Here is a 20,164-nt window from a genome sequence, read left to right as displayed (position 1 = left end):
CCGTTATCGAATAGCAGCGAAGCTAAGTGGGGTAATAACCTCTACCAAGGATTGATCTTTAAGGTTTTGTTGGCCACGGATGACAATTTGTTCACCATCTTCCACACCCGATAAAATTTCAACCGTGTTATTTTCACGATATCCCAAGGTGACTTCACGTCGTTGTGCCTTGGTGTCTTTTATCACATACAAAGCCTGTGTGTTGTCTTGGTTGATTAATGCGTTATAAGGCACGGTAAGGACATCAAGGTGGGTGTCGTATTTTAGTTCAACGCGTGTAAACATACCTGCTTTTAATGTTGCGTCTTTATTGGGTACCGATAGTGTCACTTTAAACGTACCACTTTGAGCATCTACTATCGGACTGATGCGTAACACGTTAGCGGTAATAATTTTAGCGTTTGCAGTTTGATGTTGCTGAATAATACTCGCATGTTGACCAACACTTAGGCTGGCAAGTTGTTGTTCTGGTAAGTGTAATATTCCGTGAAGTTGGTCTTGGTTAACGACATAAAATAGTTCTTGGAACTCTTTGGCCATATTACCGGTTTTAACATAACGCTCGGCAATGACACCATTAATAGGTGAGGTAATTTGGCTTTCCTTAACTTGTAGCTCGGCCAAGTCCCGTTGAGCTTTAGCCGCTTGTAGATTGAACTCAAGTTTGGCCATTTGATCTTGGCTAATAAACTCTTTGTTGTTCATTTTGTTTAAACGATTTAATTCTTGCTGAATAATCTGCACTTCGGCTTCTGAGCGATTGAAGTCATAGCGTTGACGTTTGGCATCAATTACCGCAAGTATTTGCCCTTTGGTGACTCGATCGCCTTCTTCAACGTTAATCTTTTCGATTATCCCAGCTATGCGGCTCATCACATGAGACTCTTCTGGTGCCTCAAGTGTGGCGGTGGTGCTGTAAAAAGAAGATACATTGCCTGTAGTGACTAGTGCGGTTTCAACTGGGATAGCAAATTTTTCATCTTCTTTTGCTTGCTCTGTTTCATCACCACAACCGCTAAGTGCTGCGATACAAAGTAAAGGGATTGCCATTTTTTTTATGTTGATGAACCTGTCCATGGGAGTACCTGCCAATTATTATTTTTTTGAATTAAATGACGCTAATGTACTTAGTGTTATATTTAAGCAGTTAAACGTCACGTTATCATTTGTAATCAATGTTAATTACTCACCATATAGCATTAACCATGCCATGTTAAATACATGTTATGCAGCAATGATTTATGTTGGTTTAATGTTTGGTGTTAGTGAGTTTGGTAATGTTAAATTAGTTAAAATGGTTAACTTATGGTGTGATTGGTTATTCCTGCATGATGGGTTATGAAAAAGATTTAATAACACGAACAATAAAAAAGTAAATTAATTAGGGAATAAGAGGTAGAACGACTTCGAGGCTATGGTTGCATGCTAGTAGTAAGTGTATTTAATTCAATGGGGACAAATGAATGGGCTTAAAATACAAAAAAAGCGCCTTTCGGCGCTTTTTTATCACATTAATCAAAACGATTAACGTTTATCAAGACTCACAAATTCACGTGCCGATTCACCAGTGTATAACTGACGTGGACGGCTGATTTTATGGCCTGGTTGATCTAACATTTCTTTCCAATGTGAAATCCAACCAACAGTACGTGACAATGCAAATAGCACAGTAAACATACTGGTAGGGATACCAATGGCTTTCATGATGATACCAGAGTAGAAATCAACGTTCGGGTATAGCTTCTTAGAGATAAAGTATTCATCTTCAAGGGCGATACGCTCAAGTTCCATTGCTACATCTAATAATGGATCAACCACTTTAAGTTCTTTAAGCACGTCATGACACGTTTCACGCATCACTTTAGCGCGTGGGTCGAAGTTTTTGTAAACTCGATGACCAAAGCCCATTAAGCGGAATGGATCGTTTTTGTCTTTCGCTTTCTCGATAAACTCAGGAATGCGATCAACGCTGCCGATTTCTTCTAGCATTTGCAGACAAGCTTCGTTAGCACCACCATGAGCTGGGCCCCACAACGAAGCTATACCCGCTGCAATACATGCAAATGGATTAGCGCCTGATGAACCTGCTAAACGTACTGTTGATGTTGATGCATTTTGCTCATGATCAGCATGCAGTACAAAAATACGGTCCATTGCTTGTTCAATCACTGGGTTGACCTTGTACTCTTCACACGGAGTAGCAAACATCATCGACAAGAAGTTACCTGCATAACTTAAATTGTTACGTGGGTAAATAAATGGCTGCCCCATTGAATATTTGTAGCACATTGCAGCAATGGTCGGCATTTTAGACACTAAGCGATAAGCTGCAATTTCTCTGTGCTCTGGATTGTTAACATCTAGAGAGTCTTGATAGAAAGCAGATAATGCACCTGTTACACCACATAGCATTGCCATAGGGTGTGCATCACGACGAAATCCTCTGAAGAAGAAAGCAATTTGCTCATTAACCATAGTGTGTTGTTTCACTGTGGTGACAAATTGTTCGTAATCGACTTTAGACGGTAATTCACCGTAAAGAAGCAAGTAGCATAAATCTAAGTATGTCGATTCAGTTGCAAGTTGCTCAATTGGATACCCACGATGTAACAAGATACCTTTATCACCATCGATATAAGTAATTGCTGACTCACAAGATGCAGTAGCTAGAAAGCCTGGGTCGAAGGTAAAATACCCTTTTTTTCCAAGTTTACTGATGTCGATAACATCAAAACCTTCAGTACCTTTTTTAATAGGTAGGTCGATTGAATCGTTTCCTGGTAACTCTAATTTGGCTATATTATCAGCCATACCCCGTTCTCCTTACTTCATTCTTTATATGAGTGCGGCATGTTAAGCGGTCATTACTTTACAGTGGATCGGGATCACATTTCAATTTAAATAAGCGTTTAAATTTGTTAGACCATGGTATATGTCCTCTGAAAACCGCTCTGCGCTTGGATTAGAATAAAAAAACACTAAAAAAACTTATTTTGCATAATGTGAGGTTTGTATTTGACAATTCCCACGAGTATACTTGCCTGCGTCCCTAATGGCGACGAGCGTCACAGTTTGGAAATGATTAAATTATAAACTAATTGTTGTTTTCTCAACTGTTTTAGGCGTTAAGAGCAGTCTATTTTTTGTTTAGAGAATGCTTTGCTATGTGCAAATTATTAATGGTTAAGCAAAGAATAGATTTATAACAAAAATAAGGCTCAATGGAGCTGAGTGAGCAGAACGTGAAAAAGCAAAGACCTGTCCATCTAGACCTGCAGACGATTCGCTTTCCTGCGACAGCGATCGCGTCAATACTGCACCGCATCTCCGGTGTGATCATGCTATTTGCTATTGGTATCCTTCTTTGGTTGTTAAATTCGACTTTAACATCAGCAGATGGTTTCGCTAGCGTACAATCCTTGTTCGATAGTTTCGTGATGAAGTTCATCCTTTGGGGAATTCTAACTGCGTTGGGTTATCACTTATTAGGTGGCATACGCCATTTGGTAATGGATACTGGTCGTTGGGAAGAGTTAGCTTCAGGTACTGCATCAGCTAAGGCTACTTTTGCTTTAGCAGCGGCCTTTTCAATCATAGCGGGGATTTTGGTATGGTAATAAATGCATCAAGTTTTGGACGCAGTGGTGTTCATGACTATATTCTATTACGCGCAAGTGCAGTGATTCTCGCTTGTTATACTATTTTCATAGTTGGCTTTATCGCGTGTAGTGCCCCATTAACTTTTGAAATTTGGAGTGGTTTGTATAGCTCACTTCCGATGAAAGTCTTTACCCTAATAACCTTGCTTGCTTTACTTATTCATGCATGGATTGGTGTATGGCAAGTATTGACTGATTATGTCAAAAATACTGCATTACGCGGGGTTTTACAGTTTACCTTTGTTTTGATCGCATTAAGTTATGCAGCATCAGGCATTGTAATAATGTGGGGTGTTTAAGTGAGTATTCCAGTACGCGAATTTGATGCAATCGTAATCGGCGCCGGCGGTGCGGGTATGCGAGCAGCATTACAGATTTCTAAAGAAGGTAAGAGCTGTGCGCTTTTATCTAAAGTGTTTCCAACTCGTTCACATACCGTTTCTGCTCAAGGTGGTATCACCGTAGCATTAGGTAACGCGCACGAAGATCATTGGGAACAACATATGTACGATACGGTTAAAGGTTCCGATTTTATCGGTGACCAAGAAGCCATTGAGTTTATGTGTCAAACCGGTCCTGAAGCCATTATCGAACTTGAGCAAATGGGATTACCTTTTTCTCGTTTCGAAGACGGCACTATCTATCAACGTCCTTTTGGTGGCCAATCAAGAAACTTTGGTGGCGAGCAAGCAGCACGTACTGCAGCAGCAGCTGACCGTACAGGACATGCACTGCTTCATTGTTTATATCAACAAAACGTTAAACATAAAACTGACGTTTATTCTGAGTGGTATGCCTTAGATTTGGTTAAAAACGATGATGGCGTGGTTGTTGGTTGTACTGCAATTGAAATTGAAACAGGCGATATTGTTTATTTCAAAGCCAAAGCAACAATTTTAGCAACAGGTGGAGCAGGGCGTATTTATGCTTCTACCACTAACGCCCATATCAATACTGGTGACGGTGTGGGTATGGCGGCACGTGCTGGTGTTCAGTTACAAGATATGGAAATGTGGCAGTTCCACCCTACGGGTATTGCTGGCGCAGGTGTTTTGGTTACTGAAGGTTGTCGTGGTGAAGGTGGATATCTTCTAAACAAAGACGGCGAGCGTTTCATGGAACGTTATGCACCAAACGCGAAAGATTTAGCATCACGTGACGTGGTAGCACGTTCAATGATGACTGAAATTCGTGAAGGTCGTGGTTTAGATGGTCCATTAGGTCCGCATTTGTTGCTGAAGCTTGATCATTTAGGCAAAGAGACCCTAGAAGCTCGTCTTCCTGGTGTTTGTGAATTGTCACGTACCTTTGCTCATATCGATCCAGCCGATGGTCCAATCCCTGTATTACCAACGTGTCACTATATGATGGGCGGATTACCGACTAAAGTGAGTGGTCAAGTTATTCGTAAGAATGATGATGGCACTGAAGAAGATGTATTAGGTTTGTTTGCTGTCGGTGAGATTGCTTGTGTATCCGTACATGGAGCGAACCGTTTAGGTGGTAACTCACTGCTTGATTTAGTGGTATTTGGACGTGCTGCAGGTCAGCATTTAGGTAAAGCGTTAGATGCAACACCTGATCCAAAAGCAGCATCAGACGAAGACATTAGTGCTTCACTTGCTCGTCTTAATCGTTGGGAAAGCAACAAAGACGGTGAAGACCCTACGGTTATCCGTAAAGATCTTCAATTGTGTATGCAGTTAAATTTCTCTGTTTTCCGTAGTGGCGAAGCCATGGCAGAAGGTTTAGAACAGCTTCAAGCGATTCAAAAACGCCTTGAAAATGCTAAGTTATCTGACAATTCTACCGAATTTAATACTCAACGTATTGAGTGTTTAGAATTAGATAACTTAATGGCAACTGCGCTCGCAACAGCTTATGCCGCTAACTTCCGTACAGAAAGCCGTGGTGCGCATTCTCGTGAAGATTATTTAGAACGTGATGATGAAAATTGGTTATGTCATAGCTTGTTTAATCCAGTGACTAAAGCGATGAGCAAACGCGATGTCAACATGTCACCTAAATTACGTGAAGCGTTTCCACCGATAAAACGGACCTACTAGGCAGGAGTTGCAAAGATGAAATTAACATTTGCATTGTATCGTTACAATCCTGATGTAGATACCAAGCCTTACATGAAGGATTTCACCCTGGAAGTGCCTGATGGCTCTGACATGATGGTGCTGGATGCGTTAATTAAACTGAAAGAACAAGACCCAACGCTTGCGTTCCGTCGTTCATGCCGTGAAGGTGTGTGTGGTTCTGACGGTGTTAACATGAATGGTAAAAATGGATTAGCGTGTATCACGCCATTATCGACCTTTAAAGGGAAGAAAATTGAAATCCGTCCTTTACCAGGCATGCCAGTAGTTCGTGATTTGGTCGTTGACCTCACTCAGTTCTACAAGCAATACGAAAAAATTAAGCCTTATCTGATCAATGATGAAAAGGCGCCTGTTCGCGAACATTTACAATCACCTGAAGAGCGTGCTCATTTAGATGGTTTATATGAATGTATTTTGTGTGCATGTTGTTCTACCGCTTGTCCATCTTTCTGGTGGAATCCGGATAAGTTTATCGGTCCAGCTGGTTTATTACATGCTTATCGTTTCTTGATTGACAGCCGCGATACGGCAACTGAGGAGCGTTTATCTGAACTAGATGATGCTTACAGTGTGTTCCGTTGTCATGGCATTATGAACTGTGTTGATGTTTGTCCTAAAGGATTAAACCCAACTAAAGCGATTGGTCATATCAAGTCAATGTTACTTAAGCGAGCCGTATAATGCATAAAGAAGAGCAAAATAGTCTGACTTATTAGCTCTGTTGAGAGTCATCTTCATTATGGAGATGGCTCTTTTGTGTATTTATGCAATACCTCCTGACATTATCTTGTTAAGATAATTTCAGTCTACGTGTGATGTAACTTAAGTTACTCACTGTTATGTTTATGGCTAGTACGTGTATCAAGTTTGAAAGGAATAACAATGCACCAAGGCATCATGAAAGCCTGGCTCGAGTCGTCATATTTAAGTGGTTCGAACTCGACCTACGTAGAAGAGATGTATGAAGCCTATCAAGAAGATCCACAGTCAGTGTCTGCTGATTGGCAGGTCGTTTTTGATAATCTCCCTCCGGTTAATGGTACTTCAGTAGATGTACCCGAAACTGCCCACTCTAAAGTTCGTGACTATTTCCGTAGCTTAGCCCTAGAAGGTCGCTTAAAAAACGCTAACAGCGTCAGCGATCCAGAGCTAGATGCGAAACAAGTTAAAGTCCTGCAATTGATCAATGCCCATCGTTTTCGTGGCCATCAAAATGCCAATTTAGATCCATTAGGATTGTGGAAGCGTGAAGTTGTTCAGGAGCTCGACCCTGCTTATCACGGCTTAACCGCTGAAGACATGCAGCGTCAGTTTAATACTGGTTCATTCGCCTTGGGCGGAGAGACCATGAAGTTGGCTGATATTATTCATGCATTAAAGAGCACTTATTGTGGCTCAATTGGTGCTGAATACATGCATATCACTGATACCGATGAAAAACGTTGGATCCAGCAACGTCTTGAGCCGACATTAGGTAAAGCCAATTATGATAAAAACGTTAAAAAGCGAATTCTTGAAGGGTTAAATGCGGCAGAAGGTATCGAAAAATACCTAGGTGCTAAATTCCCTGGAGCTAAACGTTTTTCATTAGAAGGTGGTGATGCGCTTGTTCCTATGATGCGCGAAATCATTTATCGTGCTGGCGAAGCAGGTACTAAAGAAATCGTTGTAGGTATGGCTCACCGTGGTCGTTTAAACTTACTTATTAACGTGCTAGGTAAACGTCCTGCTGAACTGTTTGATGAGTTTGCGGGTAAACACGCCGACATCCATGGTTCTGGTGACGTTAAATATCATCAAGGTTTCTCATCTGATTTTGAAACACCAGGCGGCAATGTTCATTTAGCCTTAGCCTTTAACCCATCTCACTTAGAAATTGTGAATCCTGTGGTCATTGGCTCTGTGCGTGCGCGTCAAGACCGTCGTGGTTGTAAAGATGGTCTTCAGGTAATGCCTATTACCATTCATGGTGACTCTGCTATTACCGGGCAAGGTATTGTGCAAGAGACATTTAACATGTCTCAAACACGTGGTTTTAGTGTGGGTGGTAGCATTCGAATTGTTATCAACAACCAAGTCGGTTTTACCACATCAAATCATGCTGACACTCGTTCAACTGAATACTGTACTGACATTGCTAAGATGGTTCAGGCACCCATTTTCCACGTCAACGCTGACGATCCGGAAGCAGTTGCGTTTATATCTCAACTTGCCGTGGATTACCGGAATGAGTTTAATCGTGATGTGGTCGTTGATTTAGTGTGTTATCGCCGTCATGGCCATAATGAAGCTGATGAACCTAGCGCTACACAGCCGCTAATGTACGCTAAAATCAAAAAACACCCTACGCCACGTAAAATCTATGCTGATAAATTAATCGCTGAAAATAGTATTCCAGCCGATGAAGTGACTGGTTTGATTAATCATTATCGTGATGCATTAGATGCTGGTGATTGTGTGGTGAAAGAATGGCGTCCTATGACGTTGCACACCGTTGACTGGACACCGTATCTTAATCGCGAATGGGATGAAGAATACGCTGGTTCAATGTCTATGGAGCGCTTACAGAATTTAGCCAATAAGTTGGTTGATATTCCTGAAAGCCACACATTACAGTCACGTGTTGCTAAAATTTGTGCTGATCGCGCCTCTATGGCGGCAGGAGAGAAATTATTAGACTGGGGTTTTGCTGAAACATTGGCTTATGCTTCTATCCTTGAAGACCAAAAGCGCGTACGTATTACTGGTCAAGACTCTGGTCGCGGCACATTCTTCCATCGTCATGCTGTGTTGCATAACCAAAATGACGGTACTACCTATTTACCTTTGCGTAATGTGGCAGATGAACAAGGGCCAATTGATATTATTGACTCAGTATTATCAGAAGCCTCTGTATTAGCGTTTGAATACGGTTACGCAACTGCAGAACCTGGTGGATTAACCATTTGGGAAGCGCAGTTTGGTGACTTTGTTAACTGTGCTCAAGTAGTGATTGACCAGTTCTTATCATCTGGTGAGCAAAAGTGGGGCCGTTTATGCGGTTTGACTATGCTGTTACCTCATGGTTATGAAGGTCAAGGCCCTGAACATTCAAGTGCACGTTTAGAGCGCTTCTTGCAATTATGTGCTAACCACAACATGCAAGTGTGCGTGCCATCAACTCCGGCGCAGGTTTATCACATGTTGCGCCGTCAAGTTGTTCGCCCTATGCGTCGTCCATTAGTGGTCATGTCGCCTAAGTCTTTACTTCGTCATCCATTGGCTGTGTCTAGCCTAGAAGAGCTTGCTGAAGGGACTTTCCAAAATATCATTGGTGAGATTGATACTTTAGATGCCAGCCAAGTGGACCGCGTTGTATTTTGTAGCGGTAAGGTTTATTTCGAGTTACTCGAAAAACGTCGCAAAGAAAATGTCACCAACGTTGCCATTGTACGTGTTGAGCAGCTGTATCCGTTCCCTGATGTGGAACTGCGTGCAGCATTAGCAACATATCAACATGTTACTGATTTTGTTTGGTGTCAGGAAGAGCCGCAAAACCAAGGTGCATGGTACTGTAGTCAACATCATTTCTGGGCTAATATTCCTGCAGGTGCTCAATTAACTTATGCCGGTCGTGAAGCTTCTGCTGCACCAGCATGTGGTTATCCTGGGTTGCACGTACAGCAGCAAGAATCATTAGTAAATAGCGCATTAAAACTGTCGTAATAGATAATTTATATAAGGGAAGCTTTCCATGAGTATCGAAATTAAGGTACCCGTATTACCAGAATCTGTTGCTGATGCAACTATTGCTACTTGGCATGTTAAACCTGGTGAGCAGGTGACTCGCGATCAAAACTTAGTTGATATCGAGACTGACAAAGTTGTATTAGAAGTGGTTGCGCCAGAAGACGGTTCAATCTCTGAATTGTTATTCCAAGAAGGTGACACCGTCTTAGGTGAACAAGTTATTGCTAACTTTGTTCCTGGTGTTGTGTCTGGCCAAGAAGTGACTAAAGCTGAAGCATCAGCGCCTTCTGCTGCTGCCTCTGACGCTTCTACTGATGAATCTAATGATGCATTAAGCCCATCAGTTCGTCGTGTTATTGCTGAACATAATCTTGATGCCAGTAAAATTAAAGGCACTGGTATTGGTGGACGTGTGACCAAGGATGATGTTGATGCATTCCTTAAGTCAGCACCAGCGAAAACTGCTGCGCCAGTTGCACCTGTAGCGCCATTAGAAGGCCGTAGTGAGAAGCGTGTGCCAATGTCACGTCTTCGTAAAACCATTGCAACACGTCTTTTAGAAGCGAAAAATTCCACGGCTATGTTGACGACGTTTAACGAAGTCAACATGAAGCCAATTATGGATATTCGCAAACAGTATCAAGAAGTTTTTGAAAAACGTCATGGTATTCGTTTAGGCTTTATGTCTTTCTATATCAAAGCCGTGACAGAAGCGTTAAAACGCTTCCCAGATGTTAACGCATCTATTGATGGTGATGAGATTGTTTATCATAACTATTTCGATATCAGTTTTGCCGTATCAACACCTCGTGGGCTGGTAACACCTGTCTTACATGATACTGATACCATGAGCTTGGCTCAAATTGAAAAAGCAGTTCGTGAATTAGCCATCAAAGGTCGTGACGGTAAATTGTCTGTTGCAGACATGACTGGCGGTAACTTCACTGTGACTAACGGTGGTGTTTTCGGCTCACTAATGTCGACGCCAATTTTGAACCTGCCACAAAGCGCAATTTTAGGCATGCATGCCATTAAAGATCGCCCTATGGCAGTTAATGGTCAGGTTGTTATTCAGCCTATGATGTACCTAGCACTCTCTTACGATCACCGTATTGTTGATGGTCGTGAGTCAGTTGGCTTCTTAGTTGCTATTAAAGACTTCTTAGAAGATCCAACTCGTCTACTACTTGATTTATAAGACAGTAGATAAACCCCTCGTCGCTGGCTCAATATGAGCCAGTTGGATTTGATTTGAAGTATATGGATAGATCATCATGAATTTGCATGAGTATCAGGCAAAATCTTTATTTGCCGAATATGGTTTACCAGTCTCTGAAGGCTTTGCATGTGATACTGCTCAAGAAGCAGTTGAAGCAGCTGGTCACATTGGCGGAAATTTATGGGTTGTTAAGTGTCAAGTACACGCTGGCGGCCGTGGTAAAGCAGGTGGCGTAAAAGTTACCGGTAGTAAAGACGAAATTAGAGCATTCGCTGAACATTGGCTAGGCAAAAATTTAGTAACATACCAAACTGATGCTAAAGGTCAGCCAGTTGCTAAAATTCTTGTTGAAAGCTGCACTGACATCGCCAATGAATTGTACTTAGGTGCAGTTGTTGATCGTAGTAGTCGTCGCATTGTGTTTATGGCGTCGACTGAAGGTGGTGTAGAAATTGAAAAAGTGGCTGAAGAAACGCCAGAACTTATTCATACCGCTATCATTGATCCGTTAACAGGTCCTCAGGCTTTTCAAGCTCGTGACCTTGGTTTCAAGTTAGGTTTAAACCCAACTCAAATGAAGCAGTTTACCAAGATCTTTATGGGTTTAGCGAACATGTTCACTAATTATGATTTCGCATTATTAGAAATCAACCCACTTGTTATCACAACTGAAGGTAACCTTCATTGTTTAGATGGCAAGATTAGTATTGATGGTAACGCGTTATTCCGTCAACCAAAAATCAAAGCGATGCATGACCCATCACAAGATGATGCTCGTGAAGCGCATGCTGCTAAATTTGAATTAAACTATGTTGCTTTAGACGGTAACGTAGGTTGTATGGTTAACGGTGCCGGCCTAGCAATGGGTACAATGGACATCGTAAACTTACATGGTGGCAAGCCAGCAAACTTCTTGGACGTTGGCGGTGGGGCAACTAAAGAACGTGTTGCTGAAGCCTTTAAAATCATTCTTTCTGACAGCAATGTTAAAGCAGTATTAGTTAACATCTTCGGTGGTATCGTACGTTGCGATATGATCGCTGAAGGTATTATCGGTGCGGTTAAAGAAGTTGGCGTTAAAGTTCCAGTGGTTGTTCGTCTTGAAGGTACTAACGCCGAATTAGGTCGTGAAGTATTGGCTAAGTCTGGTCTTGATATCATCGCGGCTTCAAGTCTAACTGACGCGGCTGAACAAGTTGTTAAAGCTGCGGAGGGCAAATAAATGTCTGTTTTAATTAATAAAGATACCAAGGTGATCTGTCAAGGTTTCACTGGTGGTCAGGGTACTTTTCACTCTGAACAGGCGATTGCTTATGGCACGCAAATGGTTGGTGGTGTTTCTCCTGGAAAAGGTGGTCAAACTCACCTAGGTCTTCCAGTATTCAACACTGTTAAAGATGCCGTAGCTGAAACAGGTGCAACTGCAACTGTAATCTATGTACCTGCACCTTTTTGTAAAGACGCTATCCTTGAAGCAATCGATGCAGGCCTTGAGCTAATCGTTTGTATCACTGAAGGTATTCCTACACTTGATATGCTTCAAGTTAAAGTGAAGCTTGAAGAAACTGGCGTTCGCATGATCGGTCCTAACTGTCCAGGTGTTATCACACCTGGTGAATGTAAGATTGGTATTATGCCTGGTCACATTCACAAGCCTGGTAAAGTCGGTATTGTTTCTCGTTCTGGTACATTAACGTACGAAGCGGTTAAGCAAACTACTGATGAAGGTTTCGGCCAATCTACTTGTGTAGGTATCGGTGGCGACCCAATTCCTGGTACTAACTTCATCGACGTATTGGAAATGTTCCAAAACGATCCACAAACAGAAGCGATTGTAATGATCGGTGAAATTGGTGGTAATGCTGAAGAAGAAGCGGCTGAATATATCAAAGCACACGTGACTAAGCCTGTGGTTTCTTACATTGCTGGTGTTACTGCACCAGAAGGTAAGCGTATGGGCCATGCTGGCGCTATTATCGCTGGTGGTAAAGGTACTGCTGCTGATAAGTTTGCTGCTTTAGAAGCTGCTGGTGTAACTACTGTTCGCTCTTTAGCTGACATTGGTAAAGCATTACGTACTAAAACTGGCTGGTAATTAATTACCTTGCTAGATAAAAGGCGCTTAGGCGCCTTTTTTATTACCTTTTTACATGAGTTTGATTATTTATGGCCATCATGAGTATCATTTTTCCAATCATTTTTATGGTGGCTTTAGGCTATTTATTAACTTGGAAAGGCTTTTTTACTAAAGAGCACATTGCCGGAATTAGCAAATTCACTTTTTTTGTCTGCATCCCTGCTTTTTTATTTACTAATATGCTGGCGGCACCACTAGCGCAAAGCATCGACTTATATTCATTAGTGGCTTTTTACCTCCCTGTGTTGGTGATATTTACGTTGGGTTATCAACTTAATCACTACTTCAGCCCTAGTGATCAGCAAACACGTGATGCTAGTGCGGTTTTCGCCTTAGGGTGCAGTTATTCCAATACGGTTTTAGTTGGGTTGCCTATTATTACCGCTTCGTTAGGTGAGGCGATGATTGGGCCTGTATTGATGATCATTACTTTTCATAGCGCATGTTTGTTCGCGTTAACGTTTGTTTTAGCGGCTCGGGCGGAACAACAAGGGTTTTCTTGGCGTCGCTTTACGCGCTCTATGGTATTAAATCCAGTGGTGTTAAGTATTGGGCTTGGCATCATCGCTAATGGGTTAAGCATTGATTTAGGCAAACAACTTGATGATGGGTTAGCACTATTAGCTAAGCCTGCTCTGGCATGTGCATTATTTGTACTCGGTGCCAACCTCAGTTTCTATCGAGTAGGTGAAAGTTGGCGCTTAGCATTAATGGCCAGTTGTATAAAAATTTTATTGTTACCCGCCTTTGTTTACGTAATGGCTGCAGTGGTATTTCAACTTTCGGCACAAAATACGGCTATGTTGGTGTTATTGAGTGCTTCACCGTTAGGTATCAACGCTTATTTCATTGCAACTGAGATTAAACAGCATGAATCAACTTTAGGTAGCACAGTGGTATTATCAACATTACTATCTATATTGAGCTTTAGCTTATGGATTACTTGGTTGGTATAAAGTATCGAATTCTTGCAAACAGGTATTTGAACCAATAAAAAACCAGCATATACGCTGGTTTTTTGTTGATTAACATCTCGGGAGAGATTTATTCATCTGCATGGTCGCAAGTATCGTTAGTGCAGTGACCATAAAGATACAAACTATGGTGAGTGAGTTTAATATTATGACGCATCGCAATTTCATCTTGGCGACGTTCAATCACATCATCAGTAAATTCAATCACTTTGTCACAGGTTAAACACACCAAATGGTCATGGTGCTGCTGTGTTGACATTTCAAACACCGCTTTACCACTTTCAAAATGATGGCGATTTAAAATGCCTGCATCATCGAATTGGTTAAGTACTCTATATACGGTAGCAAGGCCAATTTCTTCACCTATTTCAAGTAATTTTTTATATAAGTCTTCCGCACTGATGTGCTGATTTTCTGGTTCTTGCATCAGTTCTAGAATTTTAACTCGCGGCAGGGTTATTTTTAATCCGGCTTTTTTGAGCGCTTGATTTCCATCTGTCATTGCTAATCTCTTGATTGCAGAACCCATCGGTTCATCGGTGGATAATGTAAGCATTATATGTCTTGAATTTAAAAACATAAACCTCTTAAGGCGCTTAATCAACTTATATACAGAATAATTAGTAAAACACGCACTTATGTTGATATTATTTGCGATATATCACTAAAAGGTATTCAATAAACTTACTTATACTAAGGGATTATTGCACCACTTAGGTAATAATATATGATCAATTGGCTAGACCATATGTCCATTTGGGGAATTAATTGACAAATGTGCTCGATGATCTTGTACGATAAAGAGATATATTTACAGAATAAAAGCGGTGTTTAATAACAATAAAGGACATAACATGTACCGGCGAATAGTGGTACTGACTGGCGCGGGGATTTCTGCTGAGTCAGGCATTAAAACATTTCGAGATCAACATGGATTATGGGAAGAACATCATATTGAAGATGTTGCAACACCCGAGGGATATGCTCGAGATATCGATTTTGTTGAACGATTCTATAATACACGTTTGGAGCAATTAAATGGTGGTGACGTTGCCCCTAATGCTGCGCATGTTGCTTTAGCTAAACTCGAAGCTGAATTTGATGGTGAATTGTTAGTCATTACTCAAAATGTCGACGATTTACACGAACGAGCAGGCTCGCTGCGTCTCTTACACATGCATGGTGAACTTGCCAAAGGGCGTTGCCCACAATCATTACAAACTTTTGTGTTACGAGAACCTTTTGGTGTCGATAATTGCTGTACGTGTTGTATTCCGGCAAAACGTTTACGACCTCATATTGTTTGGTTTGGTGAGATGCCATTTGGTATGGATAGAATTCATGATGCATTAGACCACTGTGATTTGTTTATTGCCATTGGCACATCTGGGACCGTATATCCAGCTGCCGGTTTTGTCGATGCAGCTAATCACCATGGCGCGCAAACTGTAGAGGTTAATTTAGTCGAAGCCGACAGGCACAGTCAGTTCCAATACCATTTAACCGGTAAAGCAGGGGAGATTGTCCCACAATTAGTAGAACAAATTTTGGCAGGCAAGGTGATAGGCAGTGACAAACCAGACTAGTCATTCAACATGTGATACTAATAATCCGAAAGTGGCGATCATTATGCGTGGTCTGCCAGGCAGTGGTAAGTCACATTGGGTGGAGCATTATATTGATTCATTAGGCGCAGACTTGTCGATTCATATTCGTCAGCACGGTTACTTTTCAACTGATTTTTATTTTTTTCATCAAGGTGAGTATCGGTTCAATCCGCAAAAACTTCCTCAATATCACCAAGCTAATTTAACGGCTTTTATTGTGGCATTAGCCCGTAGTGAACCTGTAGTGATTTGCGATAATACTAATGTTGCTAAGTGGGAGTTTATGGCTTATGAAGCTGCGGCTCGAGCGTTAGGTTATCAAGTGAGAGTGGTGTTAGTGGGTCAGCCCAAAAATGCTGAACATCAACAATTGTGTGCATTACGGAACCAACATCAGGTGCCCCTAGAACATATTCAAAAGATGGGGCATTTGTTTGAGTTAGATTAGGGCCTGTTGATCTTTCAAGGTTGTTTTTACAGCGAATTGTTGTTCATTTGTACAAGGCAGAGACTTTGTGGTGTAGTTATTCTACATAAAAAGTCGATAACGCAGTAAAAATGACCAACAAACGCTGCCCGAAGGGTTCGGCTAAAAACGTTTTACTCTTTGTTGAGCGAATTTAGCTTAGATTGCTAGGCAGCAATCCGCTCGCCTCGATTAAAACGTTTTTATCTCGAACAAAATTTAACCTGCAAAGATCAACAGACCCTAGTCGCTAAAGATATAAAAAAAGGCGCATAAAGCGCCTTTTTGAATTTAGTCCGCGAGTAATTACTTCGCAGCAACAGGTGTAGTTAGGTCTATGCTATAAATCGCCAAGCCAGCTACAACATCAGCTGTTTTAGGTAACTTAACCATTTTACGTTGTTGATTATCAGCAACAAACTGATCAGCAACAGCACTATCTTGAGTTTCAAAACGAATATCTAATGCAACAGTGGCATTGTCGATTGTTTTAAAATCCCAGTTATAATCAGCGGTTGGATCAACCATAGCGTCATATCCGCCAGTTGTATTAGGTTGTGATTCTACAGTGATATAAGCAGATAGTGCATCACGGTTAGTGTCTGGTAGTTCAAGCACTACGTGGTCAGAACCCGTGCTCGCAAATGAGCAACCAAAGGCACGGTAGTTATTTGATGCGACTACAAAAGACATTGTCGCTAACTCATCACCAGTAATAACCGTTCCATCAGCTGCGGTATATGCTAAGTCGACAATGCGATTGGCATCAGCATCAACCACTTCACAATTGCGATCAAACTTAGTCGGTTGAGTGTCATCAATTTTGTAAGTTAAGCCATCTATGACGTAGAAGTTATAGGTTGGATGACCAGTGCGATTAATCAGGTTTTGTGGTGCACTGACGCTTGGGTCAATTTGATTAAATTGATTAGCGGAACATTCTAACCAATTTTTTAATTCAACAGCGATTAAGATGCTTCAACATTTAATAAGTGAATCACAAACATCCTATTAAATAAGTGGGGATCCCTCATAATTTGACCCACTTATTGTTAAGATAAATCTACAACAATAGAAAGGTTTATATTTATCAGATAGAAATGGAGTAGTAGGTTTAAAATTAACGTTTAAAAACCATACTACCCATAACTTTTGTTAATATGAATTATCAATAAACTTGAGGTGCACTTTTATTTAATACTTCACTGGAGATTGTTTGCCTTATTTCTTTAACCTCATCAGCGTCAACTTTTGTTGCATTATTTCTCCATGATTGACGAACAAATGTCGCCAATGTCGCAACTTCCTTATCGTTTAACCGCCAACCAAAGCCGGGCATTTCGATTGCTTCAGGGGCATTCGTTGTTGAGGGTAATCGTGCGCCCGCTAAGATGATATGAATTAACCCATCTGGATTTTCTGCATTCACCAAAGAATTGTCATCAAGTTGTGGGAAAACATGTGGGGCACCCGCACCATCAGTAAAGTGGCATGCATTACAATTATCTAAATACAATCGTGCACCGGAGTTAATATCAACCTTAGCGGAATTAAGTAACTTTGTGGTGTTTCCTGGGGCAGAAGTGTCTTCGCTTTTTGCACTCTTCTGGCCAGATTGACTTTTTAAATAAATTGCCATGGCGTGCAAATCATCTTTAGTTAAGTGACTTAAACTATATTGAATAACATCGGTCATTTCACCTGCTACTGCTGAATAATAATTTCGTCCAGTGCTAAAGTAATCCATTAGATCTTGTACAGACCAATGTTCTAAATTGGTGTTGTTTCCTGCACGCAAGCTTGGAGCATGCCAAATACCAATATCTGCACCAGATAAGAAGCTTTTATTAGCATGGTCGTAAGATTTTTCCTGATAGATAATGCCCCTTGGTGTGTGACAACTACCACAATGACCTAACCCTTGAACTAAGTAAGCCCCACGGTTGTGTTCTTCCGATTGTTTAGGATCAGCCACAAATGCGCCATCATCTGTCGCTACCCAATCCCAAAAACGGATCCCCCAACGTTGATTAAAAGGAAAGCTTAGAGATGTTTCTATCGCTTCAACATCGACAGCTTTAACCCCATGCATGAAATACGCATACATGGCTTTAGTATCTTCATCAGTTATTTTTTGATAACTAGGATAAGGCATTGCAGGGTATAAAAAAGCACCGTCTGCACGAATACCGTGCCGCAAAGATTGTTCAAATTCTTCGTATGTGTAATTACCGATCCCGGCCGTTTTACTTGGGGTTATATTGGTGGAGTAAATGGGACCAAAAGGGCTGTCAACGGCTCTTCCGCCAGCAAATTTTTCACCATTTTCACTGGTATGGCAAGCAACACAGTCGCCAGCATTAGATAAATATTCCCCTTTTTTAATGAGATCCTGCTGTAAATCTTGAGCCATAGACGTACTACTATAACTCCCCATTGCTATTGCCAAACTTAGTAATGAGAATAATGATAACTTCATGTTCACTGCTCCTATACTTGTACCAATGGGCCAGGGTTAGGTAAATATTTTTCTCGAATTGCCTTCGCAGACCAATAGGTTAACGCACCGACTAACCCTGTTGGGTTATATTGAATGTTTTGCGGGAACGCACTGGATCCCATGACAAATACATTATGTACATCCCAACTTTGTAGGTAGCGATTTAATACGCTCGTTGCCGGATCCGTGCCCATAACAGCGCCGCCAACATTATGAGTGGTTTGATAAGGACGGACATCGTATTCAGACCCAAAGTCTTTAAAACTATAATCTACATGATCAGGCTTCATAACCTCGACGATACCTTCAATTTGTTTTTTCATAAATTGAGTCATGCGGATATCATTTTCTTTCCAATTAAAAGTCATCGATAACATTGGCAAGCCATGTTTATCTTTATAGGTTGGATCCAAACTTAAATAACAATCTCTATATGACATATTGGAACCGTGTGTTCCTATCGTCATAGTATGACCATAATTAGCTTTAACGGCCTTTTTCCACTCAGCTCCCCAGCTCGGAGTTCCTGAGGGCAAAGGCATATTCCTAATCGGCTGGCCGTTTGTCATTGCGGCAAAAATATACGAACCACCAATGAAACCTTCTTTTTTAAAATCAATTTGATTGGTACCAAAATCATCTATTACGGTAGCATTGCCACCCGCACCAATAAATGGATTAAAGTTTTTGTCTTTAAAAAATAACGTTGCTCCACCGACCATTTGATAAGCGTAATTACGTCCAACGACTCCTGTATTACTGACAGGGTCGTAAGGTTTACCTATCTCAGATAATAATAATAAACGGACATTGTGATAAGCGTAACTACCAATAATGACTAAATTGGCGGGTTGAAAGACTTCGTCACCATTGGGATCAATATAAGTAACGCCAGTTGCTTTTTTACCAGAACTGTCTTTATTGATTTTGATCACCTCACACCCAGTTCGGTATGAGAAATTTTTACGTTGCTTTAATGCACCTAACACACAAGTTTGAGGAGAGGCTTTTGAGTTGTTAATACACCCATAACGTTCACAGAATCCACAATAGTTACAAGGGCCTAATTGCATTCCATAAGGGTTTTTATAGGCTTCCGATGCATTGGCTGCAGGCAGAGGGAATGGGTGAAAACCTTTTATTTTAGCTGCATTTTCAAAAACAGTATCATTGAGGGTTCGTTGTAATGGGGGAAGCGGAAAAGGTGCTTGTCTAGGGCCTTCAAATATGTTGCCTCCGGGTTGTATTTCACCTTTGATGTTACCCGCTGTACCTGACACACCCAAAATCTTTTCAAAGAAATCAAAATGAGGCTCTAATTCCTCATAGGAGACTCCAAAATCCTGAATTGTCATATCTTCAGGAATAATATCGGCACCAAATTTCTCTTCTACATAACTGCGTAAACGTAATTCTTCTGGCATTGGTCGCCAAGTATGACCATTCCAGTGAGTTCCGGCCCCACCAACGCCATTACCAGGTAAAAAGGAGCCTAACTGACGATAAGGTACGGCAACATCTTGAGATGAGTGGCGAACGGTTACTGTGCTGTCAGCAGGGGCTGACATCAATTTATAACGTACTCCATAAGTCAATTCATCTGCCATTTGAGGATAAGCAAAATCGGGTACAGTATTTTGATCTTTACCACGTTCAAGAGCGAGTACCTCTAGACCCGCTTCAGTCATTTCCATTCCCATAATTGAACTTGTCCAACCAAGTCCTACTAGTACAACATCTACAGGTTTATTTTGACGAATCATAT

16 protein-coding genes and 1 pseudogene are annotated in these 20,164 nt (G+C 41.2%); 11 read left to right on the top strand and 6 right to left on the bottom strand.

Features of this window, described 5'->3' with window-relative positions:
* Positions 1-3: 3 nt before the first annotated feature.
* Together ABIS04_RS11195 and ABIS04_RS11190 are read right to left on the bottom strand one after the other, a co-directional pair.
* Positions 4-1,077, bottom strand: a complete 1,074-nt coding sequence (locus ABIS04_RS11195; RefSeq protein ID WP_350431106.1) for an efflux RND transporter periplasmic adaptor subunit — start codon at positions 1,075-1,077, stop codon at positions 4-6.
* Positions 1,078-1,524: 447 nt separating this feature from the next.
* Positions 1,525-2,811, bottom strand: a complete 1,287-nt coding sequence (locus tag ABIS04_RS11190) for a citrate synthase (protein ID WP_137226841.1) — start codon at positions 2,809-2,811, stop codon at positions 1,525-1,527.
* A gap of 410 nt (positions 2,812-3,221) precedes the next feature.
* Here ABIS04_RS11190 and sdhC point away from each other — a divergent pair, with 410 nt between their 5' ends.
* The 9 genes from sdhC to ABIS04_RS11145 all read left to right on the top strand — a co-directional run bounded on the left by sdhC (position 3,222) and on the right by ABIS04_RS11145 (position 13,808).
* On the top strand, positions 3,222-3,617 hold the full coding sequence (gene sdhC, locus ABIS04_RS11185) for a succinate dehydrogenase cytochrome b556 subunit (protein ID WP_350431105.1): 396 nt from the start codon (positions 3,222-3,224) through the stop codon (positions 3,615-3,617).
* A complete protein-coding gene (gene sdhD, locus ABIS04_RS11180) occupies positions 3,611-3,958 on the top strand; it encodes a succinate dehydrogenase, hydrophobic membrane anchor protein (protein ID WP_137226843.1) in 348 nt (115 codons plus the stop codon). Before sdhC ends, sdhD begins: the two co-directional genes overlap by 7 nt.
* Positions 3,959-5,725, top strand: a complete 1,767-nt coding sequence (gene sdhA, locus ABIS04_RS11175; RefSeq protein ID WP_137226844.1) for a succinate dehydrogenase flavoprotein subunit — start codon at positions 3,959-3,961, stop codon at positions 5,723-5,725. It abuts the gene before it with no gap.
* Between the two features lie 15 nt (positions 5,726-5,740).
* Positions 5,741-6,448 (top strand): succinate dehydrogenase iron-sulfur subunit, encoded by a 708-nt coding sequence (locus ABIS04_RS11170; protein ID WP_137226845.1) that lies wholly within the window; start codon positions 5,741-5,743, stop codon positions 6,446-6,448.
* A gap of 201 nt (positions 6,449-6,649) precedes the next feature.
* Entirely contained in the window at positions 6,650-9,472 is a 2,823-nt protein-coding gene (sucA, locus tag ABIS04_RS11165) for a 2-oxoglutarate dehydrogenase E1 component (RefSeq protein ID WP_137226846.1), read from the top strand.
* A 28-nt stretch (positions 9,473-9,500) separates the two neighbouring features.
* Complete coding sequence (odhB, locus tag ABIS04_RS11160) at positions 9,501-10,694, top strand: 2-oxoglutarate dehydrogenase complex dihydrolipoyllysine-residue succinyltransferase (RefSeq protein ID WP_137226847.1); 1,194 nt, start codon at positions 9,501-9,503, stop codon at positions 10,692-10,694.
* Positions 10,695-10,770: 76 nt separating this feature from the next.
* Complete coding sequence (sucC, locus tag ABIS04_RS11155; protein ID WP_137226848.1) at positions 10,771-11,937, top strand: ADP-forming succinate--CoA ligase subunit beta; 1,167 nt, start codon at positions 10,771-10,773, stop codon at positions 11,935-11,937.
* Complete coding sequence (gene sucD, locus ABIS04_RS11150) at positions 11,938-12,810, top strand: succinate--CoA ligase subunit alpha (protein ID WP_137226849.1); 873 nt, start codon at positions 11,938-11,940, stop codon at positions 12,808-12,810.
* A gap of 71 nt (positions 12,811-12,881) precedes the next feature.
* A complete protein-coding gene (locus ABIS04_RS11145) occupies positions 12,882-13,808 on the top strand; it encodes an AEC family transporter (protein WP_350431104.1) in 927 nt (308 codons plus the stop codon).
* An 88-nt stretch (positions 13,809-13,896) separates the two neighbouring features.
* Here the strand turns inward: ABIS04_RS11145 and fur are convergent, their stop codons facing one another.
* Positions 13,897-14,328, bottom strand: a complete 432-nt coding sequence (gene fur / locus ABIS04_RS11140) for a ferric iron uptake transcriptional regulator (RefSeq protein ID WP_137227469.1) — start codon at positions 14,326-14,328, stop codon at positions 13,897-13,899.
* A 352-nt stretch (positions 14,329-14,680) separates the two neighbouring features.
* Here fur and cobB point away from each other — a divergent pair, with 352 nt between their 5' ends.
* Complete coding sequence (gene cobB / locus ABIS04_RS11135) at positions 14,681-15,412, top strand: Sir2 family NAD+-dependent deacetylase (protein WP_137226851.1); 732 nt, start codon at positions 14,681-14,683, stop codon at positions 15,410-15,412.
* Between the two features lie 43 nt (positions 15,413-15,455).
* Positions 15,456-15,881: an AAA family ATPase gene (locus ABIS04_RS11130; RefSeq protein ID WP_137227470.1), complete on the top strand. Its 426-nt coding sequence runs from the start codon at positions 15,456-15,458 to the stop codon at positions 15,879-15,881.
* Positions 15,882-16,205: 324 nt separating this feature from the next.
* On the opposite strand, the pseudogene ABIS04_RS11125 reads toward ABIS04_RS11130, so the two are convergent.
* The 3 genes and pseudogenes from ABIS04_RS11125 to ABIS04_RS11115 form a co-directional block, all read right to left on the bottom strand.
* Positions 16,206-16,859 (bottom strand): annotated as a pseudogene (locus ABIS04_RS11125) (2',3'-cyclic-nucleotide 2'-phosphodiesterase); the annotation flags it as partial.
* Positions 16,860-17,067: 208 nt separating this feature from the next.
* Positions 17,068-18,378: a cytochrome c gene (locus ABIS04_RS11120; protein WP_350431103.1), complete on the bottom strand. Its 1,311-nt coding sequence runs from the start codon at positions 18,376-18,378 to the stop codon at positions 17,068-17,070.
* Between the two features lie 11 nt (positions 18,379-18,389).
* Positions 18,390-20,162, bottom strand: a complete 1,773-nt coding sequence (locus tag ABIS04_RS11115) for a GMC family oxidoreductase (RefSeq protein WP_350431102.1) — start codon at positions 20,160-20,162, stop codon at positions 18,390-18,392.
* Between the last annotated feature and the right edge of the window lie 2 nt (positions 20,163-20,164).

The sequence above is a fragment of the Shewanella sp. H8 genome (assembly GCF_040285065.1).
Lineage (GTDB): Bacteria > Pseudomonadota > Gammaproteobacteria > Enterobacterales > Shewanellaceae > Shewanella > Shewanella polaris.
This window is presented reverse-complemented; position numbering and strand designations above follow the sequence as displayed.